Below are 12,772 nucleotides of genomic sequence, written 5' to 3' on the forward strand. Positions count from 1 at the left end.
ATAAGCAGCGTATGCACAAAAAATTAAAGCACATCTAAACAGATCTATAAAAATATTTTATCGAGGATCTGCTCAGGAGCATAGTGAATGAGGTCGCTTATCTTAGGGTGCTTTAAATCAAGATTGACACAAGTCTATCAAATTTAATTTTTAGAAAGAAATGAAATCCAGATGAATGTTTAAGTCATGCGACAGATCTGTCGGTCTGAGTTTTTATTCAGCATGATTTCCAATTTTAAAAAACAAACCACTGGATGTGAACATGCAGTGGTTGATTTAAATTAAGGGAATTGTTTATTCGGGATCATAAAGACCAAGGTCAGACAGGTGTAATCTGAGAATCCGGCGCAATTCCAGTACAGCCTCAGGGGTTTCCTGAATGGAATGGCCACCCTTGATCACTTTACTGGATACCGCACCTTGCAAATAAGCACTTTCGTAGGAAACAATGCCATCACTCATCAGCTGAGGTTCTGTAGTATCTACGGTATTACCGATGATGGAGTGAAATTTGAAGCCGGTATAGGGCTGAATGTTTTTAGTCAGCGCATTGAATTTCGAATTTTCACTCAAATCACTCGGGCCATTTTGAATCAGGTCATGTCCCAGTTCTTTGACAAATTCTTTTAATCCGATTTCGCCTTGTAAAGTATCAGCAAAGGCACCTAAAAATGCACCTGGAACCCGAATAATTTTACGCGCCAGTTTGGTATGCCAGCGATTGGCATATTCTGTGCCACGATGCGGTGTGGCCAAGAAAATCGCCCGACTAAAATTTGGAATCGGCTGCATTTGCAGGCGTGCTTGAAACAGCGGTTTATCCTTAAACTGTTCAATACGGGTATTTTGTACCAGTTTAAAAGCATCTTGGCTGATATCGGCATTGCTGACCATCAAACGGGCAATCACGCCGCCCATACTATGTCCGACCAGTACGGCATCTTTTTTAGCTGCGGCATTGTTCGCGACCTGGGCAAATCCTTGCTGAACCAGTGCATTGATTTGAAAATGGCTTTCCAGAATCGGCATGTTGGTGGAATAAAACACCTGCCAGACCTGAAAGTTTTCTCTTAGAACCGGATCCCCCATAATATCGTTGGTCATACGAATCCAGGCTTCGGGGCTGCTGGCCAGACCATGGACCAATACCAGGATCTTCTTGTTCGGATTATAAGGTTCCAGCATATACAGGTGGGGCATGCTCAGACTATCATCCCGATCAATCAGGGTCAGATAGGCCAGACGCCCCAGATTGTTCTCGGCCAGCCATAAACCATAAGGTGCTGAAAAATTGGCTGCCAGAGCATATTCCTTAGAAGCGACCTTAATTTTTTCATATTTATAGGGATCATAGAGTTTCAGATGAAATTCGGAGGTCGATAAAATCTGTTCAGTACTATTGGCTGATTTAGGTACAGCGGTGATCGTGGTGGCCAGATATCGTGCTGCATGGATATTGGGATTGATACCATTCGGATATTTGTGATTGAGTGGGTCAGTAATATATTTTTTATCCTTTTCGGATGGTTGCTGCTCCGGTAGAACCACTAAAAACTCTGAACCAAAACCGTCACGACGGGTAATTGAACGCAGTCCAGAGAAGTTCATGTTGTAGGTGGACAGTAGTTGCTCAATGGGCTGGTTTTTCAGCTGCGGAAAATTTTCCAGATCAATGCTATACACACTGTTACCCACCTGAATCCGTTGGCCGGAACGCTTGGTTTCATAACGTTCAGCATAGCGTTGAATCAGATGGGCAATCGCCAGGTTGTAAAAATCACGAATCTGAACCTGACGGTTGTCGAAAATACGGTCTTGCGGGGCACGCTCGGTTTTAAACAGGTAGGCATAACTATAACGAATGCTTTTATCCAGCATGCTGAGCTGCTGATCCAGACATTTCTGGATATTCTGTTTTTGCAGCTGTTGCTTTTCCTGAGATTGGGTCTTGCTCAAAACACTGGTGTTGCACTCGGCTGACTTGGCATTCTGTAAAGAATTGGCGAGATACAACTCACTTGCTGTAGAAAGTAATTGTTCATCTAAAATCTGGGGAATCTTTTTAAGATCCTTTACACATTCTTCGGGCTGGTCAATACAGATCTGGGCTTCACGCCCCGTCATGGACAACACATTTAGACTGGCTTCGCTCAGTTTGTCGCGCGTCAAAATACTGTCACGCTCATTGCTGAGTGTGACATTAAGTGCCTGTTCCTTAACACTGACCACCTGACAGCCGCTCAGCACGCTGGTGATGACTAAAGTGCACAGTATTAATCTTTTATTTATTTTTTCGTGCATAAAACCTTTCACTGAATTTAAGTTGTAAGTTTGGATAATGGTTTGTATTTTACTAATTTTTTCTCATAAAAATAGACCGCCGTAGCAGTCTATTTGTAATCAGAGAAAGAAGATAAATTTTGATTATGGCGTTTTAGGCGTTGCAGCAGCTGGAGCTTGATTTGCGGTTTGCAGAACTTGCCAAACATTCCAGCGACCTTGTTTCTCAATTTCCTGAATCAGACGGTCTGCCACTTCAGCTTCTTGCGGGTATTTCACTTTATAGTTTGCCAAGGTTTGAGCCGCATTTTTTTTCTGTTCCAGCGCAATATAATTATTGGCTGCAGCAAGATAGGCTTCCTGAACGCCAGCTTTCATGGCTTTGTCCAGATAAGGGATCGCTTCACGTTGACCGCCACCTTCGGACAGGCCAAAGCCGAACCAGAAGTTCACTTCAGGATCATCTTGGTTGATCTTAAGAATTCGTTGTGCATAGGTCAGGGATTTGGTGGTATAGACTGAACCCAGATCCAGATTACGTGCCATGACACTGGCTTTAAATGCACGTACCAGAACATCGAAAGAGGCATTTTCACGTGCAGCTAAAGTATCCAGCTGTTGAGTGACTTCACGCAGTTTGGCTTCAAAGCCACGACGTTCCTGACGATCGCTAAAACGTGGTGGATAATGACGTGCTTTACCTTCCACCATTTGCAGGAAATCATCAATCTCGGTGATGTCGATTTCATTGGTATTTGCCAGAGCCGCATAACGCATTGAACGTGTATTGCTGTCTACAATGGGAATAATCAGTTTATTGACATCCAAGGTTAATTGCTTGGATGGATCATTTGGATGAGTCACGACCATTTTGGTCACGGGTTGAGCCGCAGCTTTTTGCAAATGCACCTCAAACGGAGGTGGTTCATTATAATTGAATGGATTTAATGCATAAAATGGCGGACTTAATTCAGGTTCTACAAAAACCACTTGATCCACAGGTTTCTCAGCAGACTTCTGAGAGACGGTCGAACATGCAGTCATTGTGAATGCTAAACAAGCAAGTGCCAAGGGCTTAAAGGTCATAATATTCATCCATTCGTGTTATTTTTTAAAACAGCTAGTACAAAAATCACATGACCGTCAGTCTATGAAAACTCTAACGATCATGCAAGTAAATGCATGTTACAGAATTGAACGCTCTATTCAGGCTTTAGACTGACTGGTTTGAGCTTCACATTCACGGCGCGCTTCTTCCAGAATCTGTAATTCTTTTTTGCTTAAAGGCTGCCCATCTTGTTGCTGTTTATTAAAGGTCGGATCCAGCAAAGAAAGACGGTTGCACAAGTTGTTCATGCGTTTTTCATTTTGCTGAATACGGTCCAGCAGAATGCGCATACCCTCCAGAATTGGATCAGACTGGTCTTCAGTTGCAGCATAGGGCTGGAAGCCGATACTTTCTGCATAATCACGACGACGGGTTTCTGCATCATCCTTCGGTTTGTTTTTGGTAATAAAGCGTGCAGGGTTACCCACAGCCGTCGTGTTTTCAGGAACTGCTTTAGTCACGACCGCATTAGAACCGACCTTGGCATTTTTCCCGACAGTAAATGGCCCTAAAATCTTGGCACCAGCACCAACCACCACGCCATCTTCTAAAGTTGGATGGCGTTTGCCTTTATTCCAGGTCGTTCCACCCAAAGTCACCCCATGATAGAGGGTAACATCATCGCCAATTTCTGCAGTTTCCCCAATTACGACACCCATGCCGTGATCAATAAAGAAACGACGGCCTATCTTGGCGCCCGGATGTATTTCAATACCAGTCGCAAAACGGCTAAATGAAGACAATGCACGTGCAGTTCCCTTACAGTCTTTGTTCCATAGCTCATGTGCCATGCGATGCATGATCAGCGCATGGATGCCAGGGTAAGTGGTTAAGACTTCTAAGGTATTGCGTGCTGCAGGATCGCGCGCAAAGACAGCTTGTATATCTTCTTTGAGCTGTTTTAGCATTAGATTTGATCCTCGTCCTGTGATGATGTATGTGAAGATTTTTTCCAGGTGCCGTTATTTAAGGCCTGAACGCGGCTGAAAATACCACGAAGTGAATGATATTCCATACGATCTAATTGTATACGTCCAAAAAGACGACGCAAGCGTAAAGGCAATAATCTTGGATTTTTTGGGTCCATAAATTCAATTTCGGCCAGCATTTTTTCCAAATGCGGATAGAACTGTTCCATCTGCGCATGATTCACCAAAGGCTCATCCCATTCCATTTCAATGCCATCAATGACTTGCATGGTTGCTTTAGCATCACGTGGTTGTTCAATCTGGCTCATGGCTGCCATGCGCATTTCATAGCAGATCACCTGAATGGCTTGAGCCACATTCAGTACGCCGTAATCGGTATTGACTGGAATGGTCAGGTGATAGTTGGCCATTGCCAGTTCTTCATTGGTCAGACCGCGGTCTTCACGGCCAAATAGAATTGCAACTTCTTGCTGCTCTTGTACCACGGCGCTCATGGCTTTTGTCGCAGCAGGGCGCACATCTAACAGCGGCCAGGGAATGGTACGGCTACGTGCGCTGGTACCGAATACAATCTGACAGTCTTTAATGGCATCTTCGAGCGTTTCTACAATCTCGATCTGCTCGATCAGGTCAGTTGCGCCTGCGGCCAGTGCATCAATATCCGGATGCGGATAGGTTTTTGGCGCCACCAGAACCAGCTTGGACAGGCCCATGGTTTTCATGGCGCGTAAAGCACTGCCGATGTTGGCAGGTAAAGTGGTATTGACCATGACAATACGCACATGGGAGAGATGTGCTGAAACAGCAGCATTGTCAATTTGACTCATGAGGATTCCAATTTAAAGGTGTTTTAAAGATCAGGATTTATGAATATTGTGGCTGGGATTCAGCCTGATACAGTTCCAGCGCATTGTCCATGCTCATGCCAGCAGGTGGCGGTGGAACATTGACCGGTTTGGCCTGTTCATAAGAAACAGCTTTGGCGGCTTTGGACTTGACCTGATATTCAATATGCAATGCTTCTTTACCAAAATAATCACGCAATTTAGCCAATAGTTCGTCCCGTGGCGCCACTTTCCAGTTGAGACCCAGATGAAGTTCGGTCGTAGCATAAGGATAGTCTAAATACAGAATTACCGGAATATGCGCTGACATGTCGATATTGGTATATGGCGTCAAAATCTGCTGCAAGTCACGACTCAGACTTTTACTGAAATGCTCGGCAGTTAGGGTGATTTTAATGCTGTTGGCACGCTTCTGGCGAATTTCATTCAGGCTAAAGGCTTTAGTAAGACGTCCCATTGGGCGGTCAAAGCCTTCACGCTCATAGATTTCACCTTCAATCACCACAACTTTATCCAGCTGGATAATCTCTTTAAAGCGGTTAAAACGTTCATGATTGGCTGAAATTTCAATACGCGCCGTACCATCATCCAGAGTCATCATCATCCGGTTCGGGAAATTGGCAATATCCACCACCAGTCCTGCAAATACGGTGGTCACGCCACGGCGGGTCGGCGTCAGCTCATTGATCTGACTAGGTACAAAGGATTTCAGTTCATTACGATAGACATCAATCGGGTGGCCGGTGAGGTACAGGCCGAGGGTGTCTTTTTCACCTTTCAGGCGAACTTCATCCGCCCATGGCTTGACCGGTTTAGAGGGTTTGCGCTGAACTTCTTCCACTTCACCAAACAGATCCATGATGCCGGTTTCACGGTTGGAGCGCGCCTGTTCCGCAGCTTGCACCGCTTCAGGCAGTTGTGCCATCAGGTCGGCACGATCAATGCCTAAACAATCCAGCGCACCGGAGCGAATCAATGCTTCCAGGGTACGTTTATTGATTTTTTTCAGGTCAATACGATGACAGAAATCAAACAGGTCACGGAAAGGACCTTCTTGTGTACGCGCGTCAATCACTGATTGCATCGCAGCTTCACCGACACCTTTAATCGCACCCAGACCATAGACAATGGTTTGTTCATCCGTGGCATGGAACTGATACAGCGACATATTCACGGAAGGTGGTAAAACTTCCAGATGATTCTTGCGACAGTCATCAATCAGGAATACCACGTTGTCGGTGTTCTGCATCTCCGAGGTCAACACCGCAGACAGGAATTCCGCCGGATAATGCGCTTTTAGCCATGCAGTCTGATAGGCAACCAAAGCATAGGCCGCAGCATGTGATTTGTTAAAGCCATAGCCGGCAAACTTTTCCATATAGTCGAAAATATGGTTGGCAGTGGCTTCATCAATGTCTTTTTTCGATGCACCTTCAATAAAGATCTGGCGCTGTTTGACCATCTCTTCCGGTTTTTTCTTACCCATGGCACGACGTAACAAGTCCGCGCCACCGAGGGTATAGCCGGCACAGTACTGTGCAGCCTGCATGACCTGTTCCTGATAGACCATAATCCCGTAGGTGGGTTCTAGTACGCCTTCAAGCAAGGGATGCAGATATTCAAAATCGCCTCCATGCATCCGGTGGATAAAGTCAGGAATCAGATCCATCGGGCCCGGACGGTACAGCGACACGAAGGCAATAATTTCTTCAAATTTGCTTGGGCGTGCCTCTTTCAGCATCTTCTTCATGCCCACGGATTCAAACTGGAATACCGCGGTGGTGTTGGCATTGGCAAAAACCAGATACGCGTCTTTATCTTCAAGCGGGATATAGGCAATGTCTAAAGGCTTGTCAGATTTGATACGTTTATTAATATTTTTAACTGCATCTTCAATTACGGTCAGGTTACGCAGACCCAAGAAGTCAAACTTGACCAGACCAGCAGATTCAACATCGTCTTTATCGAACTGTGCCACGCGTGAAGTACCATCAGCCTCACACATAACGGCAGAGAAATCGGTAATTTTGGTTGGCGAGATGACCACACCACCGGCATGTTTACCGGTATTTCGGGTAATACCTTCCAGTTTTAGTGCCATTTCCCAGATTTCAGCCGCATCATCATTATCTGGGTTGGATGGATTGGTGACGATATCTTTAAGCTGTGGTTCGGCTTCTAAGGATTCCAGCAGACTCAGGCCTAAAGGCTTGGTCGGGATCATTTTCGAGATACGATCGGCCAGACCATAAGATTTACCCAAGACACGCGCCACATCACGAATCGCACCTTTGGCCGCCATGGTACCGAAGGTGGCAATTTGCGAAACTGCATCACGGCCATAAGTACGCGCCACATAGTCAATCACGCGGTCACGACCTGCGATACAGAAATCGACGTCGAAATCGGGCATCGACACACGTTCCGGGTTCAAGAAACGTTCGAAGAGTAATTCATAACGTAGCGGATCAAGATCGGTGATTTTTAAGCTATAAGCCACCAGTGAGCCTGCACCTGAACCACGCCCCGGGCCTACTGGAACGCCGTTACTTTTCGACCACTGAATAAAGTCCATCACGATCAGAAAGTAGCCCGGAAACCCCATCGAGTTAATGATATTAATCTCGTACTCGATTCGCTCATCATAAGGCTTGCGAACTTCTGGCCAGTGTTCATCACGCTGTTCAGGTGGATACAGGAAATTCAGACGTTCTTCCAGACCTTCTTTGGACAAGTGTGCAAAGAAAGTATCAATGGTATGACCTTCAGGAATCGGATAATCCGGCAGAAAGTATTGACCCAGTCGCAATGTGACATTACAGCGTTTGGCAATGTGGTAAGTGTTCTCAATCGCAGAGGGAATATCCGAGAACAGCTCTGCCATTTCCTCAGCAGATTTAAAATATTGTTCAGGTGAATAGGTTTTAGGGCGGCGGTTATCCCCCAGTACATAACCATCGGCGATACACACCCGGGCTTCGTGGGCTTCATAATCATTGCGGGTCATGAAGTGCACGTCGTTATGTGCCACTACACCGATATTATATTTTTTGGCCAGTTTCACTGCTTCCAGAATGAAGTCATCTTCATCCGGACGGTTGGTGCGGGTCAGGGCGATATAAACGCGATTGCCGAATTTTTCGACCCATTCTTCCAGCAAGGGTTCCGCTTTTTGCGGATTTGAACTCATCAGCATCTTGCCGACATCGGAATGCATGCCGAGCAGGGCAATCATGTCCTCGGACTGGTTTAAAATCCATTGTTTTTGTACGCAGGGAATGTCTAATTGCTGACCACTGATAAAGCCTTCAGACACCAGTTCAGTCAGGTTACGCCAGCCTTTATTGGTCATCGCCAATAAGGTCATACGATGTTCGGCATCATTCAGGCGAATTTCAGAACCGAGGATCGGCTTGATGCCTTTGCCTAAACATTTGCCATAGAACTTGACTGCGGCATGCAGGTTAGACAGATCCGTCAGCGCGAGGGCAGGCATCTGTTCTTTTTCGGCAGCTTTGACCAGGTCAGGTATCCGTACGATGGATTCAGTAATCGAAAATTCTGTATGAATACCAAGATGAACAAAGTGCATAGATGAGTCCCTGCTAAAACCATTGAATAGTTTAACATGGGATTTATTGTTTCAGTTTGAAAATGAGGGGAAATGCTGAACTTTTAGATTTTAATTAAATGTTGATTTGGGGCTTTGTTCATATCTATAACGAGACGGCATTGTTAACCGAAATTGAATTTCTGACTAGCGACATGGATGTCGCTAGTTGATCTGTGGCACAAGGAAGTATCATCAAGCCAACAGAAGATTTTTGTTACCTTGCATAGCAGTGCTATTCATCTTTCAAAAGTAAAAGAAGAATTTTAAATATTAGTAAGTTTATTCATGACATTATTTGAAAAATAGAATTTCGTTATTTTTACTTCAATTTTAACTTTGTAATATTTGTGCCTTACTTTTGACGGGGCAAAAGTAACAAAACCCCTTTATCTGATGGTACATCCCAGTACCACAGATCAACGGGCGACTTCCTGTCGCCGTGGCACGTATCAAATAGTTGCAGGACTTTACTTTGAAATAATGAGAAAGGGTTCGTAAGTATTAAAAACAATAAAACCCTCTTTTAGAGGGCTTTATTCATACATAAAAACTAGATTAACGAAGTCGGGACAACCAGTCCCCCAGACTTTGTACAATCTGTACCAAAATCAATAACACAATCACCGTCATGATCACCACAGAGGTATCGAAACGCTGATAACCGTAAGAAATGGCCAGATCACCGATACCGCCGGCACCGACAGCACCCGCCATTGCTGTTGCACCAATCAAGCTGATGGTGGCAGTGGTCAGGTTCAGAATCAGTGAACTACGTGCTTCAGGTAAGACAAACTTGAAGATAATCTGCATTGGGGTTGCACCCATCGCTTGCGCAGATTCAATAATGCCTTCATTCACTTCCAGTAATGAGGTTTCAACCAAGCGACCAATATAAGGGCCGACATAAATAGTCAGTGGTACAATTGCGGCCCAAGTACCAATTGAAGTGCCGACCAAAAACTTGGTCAGCGGAATAACGGCAATCAGTAGAATAATAAATGGTAGTGAACGTAGCGCATTGACAATCGGATTGAGACCGTGATAAATCACACGATTTTGCAAGATGCCGTTAGGACGCGTCACCACTAAAGTAATTGCCTGAATAAAACCCCAGATACAGCCAAACAGCATTGCGAAGAACACCATATGAAAGGTTTCTTGCAGCGCTGTCACAAATTGATCCATCGACAGCGAGCTTTTCCAGAACGGCGCAGTAATTGTCGTCAGCCACTGTACAATTAAATCTCTCATGCCTGTACTCCTGCTTGATCTACCTGTACGCCGTTATCTTTCAGATATTGCACTGCAGCGCTAATCTCTGCGGAATCACCCAGGAGCTGAATAAACATCTGACCAATCACCGAACCATTAATTTCGGTCATGTTGGCAAACAGGATATTTAAACTGATATCAAACTGTTTAATCACGGCCTGAATCACCGTTTCCTGAGCCGAGCTGCCAAGGAATTTTAAACAATAAATACTGTGATGATTCTGGTTTTCCAGATTATTCAGAATATTGACCGGCAAATGTTGCTGAAGCACGGTTTGAATAAAATTTTTGGTGGTCGGGTGTTGCGGCTGACTGAAGATCTGTAGCGTGCTGCCGGTTTCAATCACATCACCTTTTTCCATCACAGCGACATAATCACAGACGGTTTCAATTACATCCATTTCATGAGTGACCATGACAATGGTAATACCTTGCTCTTGATTGATTTTTTTGAGTAATTGCAGAACTGATTTGGTGGTTTGTGGATCGAGTGCCGAAGTCGCTTCATCACAAAGTAAAATCTTGGGATGGTTGGCAAGGGCACGGGCAATCCCGACGCGCTGTTTTTGACCACCAGACAATTCATCCGGAAAAGCCTGCCGTTTATGTTTCAGGTCAATAAAATCTAATAATTCTTCGAGGCGTTTTTCCCGTTCAGCCTTGCTCCAGCCCAGAAGCTTCATAGGCATTTCGATATTGGCCGCCACGGTTTTGGTTTGCATTAAATTAAAATGCTGGAAAATCATGCCGATATTGGCACGTTCTTGACGCAATGTTTTGGCATCGAGTGCGGTAAAATCTGTTCCATTAATGATAATCTGACCTGAGCTTGGACGCTCAAGTAAATTAATCAGACGGATGAGGGTACTTTTACCGGCACCACTATAACCGATGATGCCAAAAATACTGCCGGTTGGAATCGATAGATTAATCTGATTCAAGGCATGCAAGGTTTGACCCTTAAGCTCATACTGTTTTGAAATATCTTTAAATTCAATCATAGTGTCAAAAACTGCATCACGGATAAAAAAACAGGCAAGAAATCGTCCTTGCCTGTTCTAAAAGACTATTATAGTACTATTTTGATTCAGTTAAATACGTCACCGGCTTGTTTACTGCAACTTTAGTGCCACCAAAATTTTCATCGACATACGCTTGAACTGCTGGCGTATGATACAAGGCACCTACTTTTTGCAGTACAGGATCCGTTTGACGATCTGCTGCAACCGCTAATACGTTTACATTCATTTTTGTGCTTTGATCAATTGGCTCATAGTAAACCGCATCTTTTAATACGTTTAAACCGCCTTCCATTGCCAGCGTATTGCCTAGCACAATTGCATCAACTTCATCTTTTACACGTACTGCAGTTGCCATTTGAATAGGCTTAATCACGATTTGTTTTGCATTTTCAGCCACATCAGCTGTTGTGCCTTTTACATTGTCAAAGCCAGCTTTTAATTTGACCAGACCTGCCGATTGTAAAAGTAATAACGCGCGTGATTCATTTGCACCGTCGTTTGGAATGGCAATGGTTGCACCTGTTTTAAACTCATTCAAAGATTTTACTTTGCTTGAGTAAATTCCCATTGGTTCTAAATAGGTGGTAGACAATGGTGCAATTTTTGCTGTATTGGCATCGTTATACGCAACCATATAGGCATATGACTGGAATGCATTGACATCGATTTCTTTATTGGCAACGGCTGTGTTCATTGACACATAGTCAGTGAAATTTTTCACATCAAGTTTAATGCCGGCTGCTTTGGTTTCAGGTAATGTGGCGATATAGCGCCATACATCTGCATCTGAACCGGTCGATGCCATGGTTACGGTTTGGAGGCCATTCGCATCATTGGCTTGTGCTGCATCATTGGCAGGCGCTTCTTGTTTGCCACACCCAGTCAAAGTTAATACAGAGGCACTCAATAAAACGCCAAGTAATTTTTTCATGAAATTTTCCTAATTTTAATCTTGCCTAGAGTATAAGCATTTTTAAATCGTGTTAAATAAGATTTTTATACGATCTAAGTATGTGTCCTGATCGTTGTTGGTACTGGCCTTAAACTAAAAGAATCCAAGCCTACAGCAATCGTTCTGGTGAACGCGATCAAGTCAGAAATGCCACAAACCTGATTGTAAATAATCTATTTTGGAGAGAAAAAATAGATAGTTTATAAGCACATGAAGTAGTTTGAGCATTCTGGGATTGTCGATATCATAGCAATAAAACTATATTCGATATACTGGATAGCAAAGCCTTGTTTAGCTCTTTAATTGAATAAAAAACCAAGTTGTTTTATAAAAATATTAATTAAAACAATATTTTATTTATATTAGGAGTATGGTTTTTAGGGAGTTGTTTAAATAGTGAGCTTTATAAGATTTTATCCAATCTAAATCATAAAAATGGATATATATGATTTATTGATGGAATCAAAGTAGCGTTGCGCTGTTCTAGACATCAGGGTGTTATCTCGATTCAGCTTCTTTGGGAAATAGCACATAACTTCATCGTCTGTGCACATTTGGATAAATGGGTCGGTGTCGGCGTCTTGGTATTAGATTTGCATAAACTTATTAGGGATGAGCATACAGTTTTTTTTTAAAAATTTATGTAATTTCAAAAGGTTGCGTTAAGGGGCTTAGGTAACGCCGAGTTTAATGAGTTATATAAAGCTTTGAATAAGTTGCATGAGGAAAACACCTATGCTTTAGATATAAA

General features: G+C 43.7%; 8 protein-coding genes. All 8 read right to left on the reverse strand.

Features of this window, described 5'->3' with window-relative positions:
- Positions 1-294: 294 nt before the first annotated feature.
- The 8 genes from FTU95_RS02155 to FTU95_RS02190 all read right to left on the reverse strand — a co-directional run bounded on the left by FTU95_RS02155 (position 295) and on the right by FTU95_RS02190 (position 12,000).
- Positions 295-2,301, reverse strand: coding sequence for a triacylglycerol lipase (locus FTU95_RS02155; RefSeq protein ID WP_180077397.1), 2,007 nt, complete (start codon positions 2,299-2,301; stop codon positions 295-297).
- 123 nt (positions 2,302-2,424) lie between these two features.
- A complete protein-coding gene (locus tag FTU95_RS02160) occupies positions 2,425-3,366 on the reverse strand; it encodes an ABUW_2363 family tetratricopeptide repeat lipoprotein (RefSeq protein ID WP_005171266.1) in 942 nt (313 codons plus the stop codon).
- A gap of 120 nt (positions 3,367-3,486) precedes the next feature.
- The gene (gene cysE / locus FTU95_RS02165) at positions 3,487-4,296 is read right to left on the reverse strand and encodes a serine O-acetyltransferase (protein ID WP_005096684.1); all 810 of its coding nucleotides are present in this window, start codon (positions 4,294-4,296) and stop codon (positions 3,487-3,489) included.
- Complete coding sequence (locus tag FTU95_RS02170; RefSeq protein WP_180077399.1) at positions 4,296-5,144, reverse strand: RNA methyltransferase; 849 nt, start codon at positions 5,142-5,144, stop codon at positions 4,296-4,298. Before FTU95_RS02170 ends, cysE begins: the two co-directional genes overlap by 1 nt.
- A 37-nt stretch (positions 5,145-5,181) precedes the next feature.
- The gene (dnaE, locus tag FTU95_RS02175; protein ID WP_180077401.1) at positions 5,182-8,754 is read right to left on the reverse strand and encodes a DNA polymerase III subunit alpha; all 3,573 of its coding nucleotides are present in this window, start codon (positions 8,752-8,754) and stop codon (positions 5,182-5,184) included.
- A gap of 576 nt (positions 8,755-9,330) precedes the next feature.
- Positions 9,331-10,026 carry a methionine ABC transporter permease gene (locus FTU95_RS02180; RefSeq protein WP_005096687.1) on the reverse strand — a complete coding sequence of 232 codons (696 nt, stop codon included), beginning with the start codon at positions 10,024-10,026 and terminating at the stop codon, positions 9,331-9,333.
- A complete protein-coding gene (locus FTU95_RS02185; RefSeq protein WP_005171261.1) occupies positions 10,023-11,048 on the reverse strand; it encodes a methionine ABC transporter ATP-binding protein in 1,026 nt (341 codons plus the stop codon). The genes FTU95_RS02180 and FTU95_RS02185 overlap by 4 nt, the downstream gene beginning before the upstream one ends.
- 76 nt (positions 11,049-11,124) lie before the next feature.
- Entirely contained in the window at positions 11,125-12,000 is an 876-nt protein-coding gene (locus FTU95_RS02190; protein ID WP_005096689.1) for a MetQ/NlpA family ABC transporter substrate-binding protein, read from the reverse strand.
- Positions 12,001-12,772 lie beyond the last annotated feature (772 nt).

Source organism: Acinetobacter sp. YH12208, from assembly GCF_013418055.1.
Classification (GTDB): Bacteria; Pseudomonadota; Gammaproteobacteria; order Pseudomonadales; family Moraxellaceae; genus Acinetobacter; species Acinetobacter pseudolwoffii.

Bases quoted from the DNA above. Each gene is read 5' to 3' on its own strand.
- dnaE (WP_180077401.1), bottom strand. From the start codon at position 8,754: ATGCACTTTGTTCATCTTGGTATTCATACAGAATTTTCGATTACTGAA.
- FTU95_RS02180 (WP_005096687.1), bottom strand. From the start codon at position 10,026: ATGAGAGATTTAATTGTACAGTGGCTGACGACAATTACTGCGCCGTTC.
- FTU95_RS02190 (WP_005096689.1), bottom strand. From the start codon at position 12,000: ATGAAAAAATTACTTGGCGTTTTATTGAGTGCCTCTGTATTAACTTTG.
- FTU95_RS02155 (WP_180077397.1), bottom strand. From the start codon at position 2,301: ATGCACGAAAAAATAAATAAAAGATTAATACTGTGCACTTTAGTCATC.
- FTU95_RS02185 (WP_005171261.1), bottom strand. From the start codon at position 11,048: ATGATTGAATTTAAAGATATTTCAAAACAGTATGAGCTTAAGGGTCAA.
- FTU95_RS02160 (WP_005171266.1), bottom strand. From the start codon at position 3,366: ATGACCTTTAAGCCCTTGGCACTTGCTTGTTTAGCATTCACAATGACT.
- FTU95_RS02170 (WP_180077399.1), bottom strand. From the start codon at position 5,144: ATGAGTCAAATTGACAATGCTGCTGTTTCAGCACATCTCTCCCATGTG.
- cysE (WP_005096684.1), bottom strand. From the start codon at position 4,296: ATGCTAAAACAGCTCAAAGAAGATATACAAGCTGTCTTTGCGCGCGAT.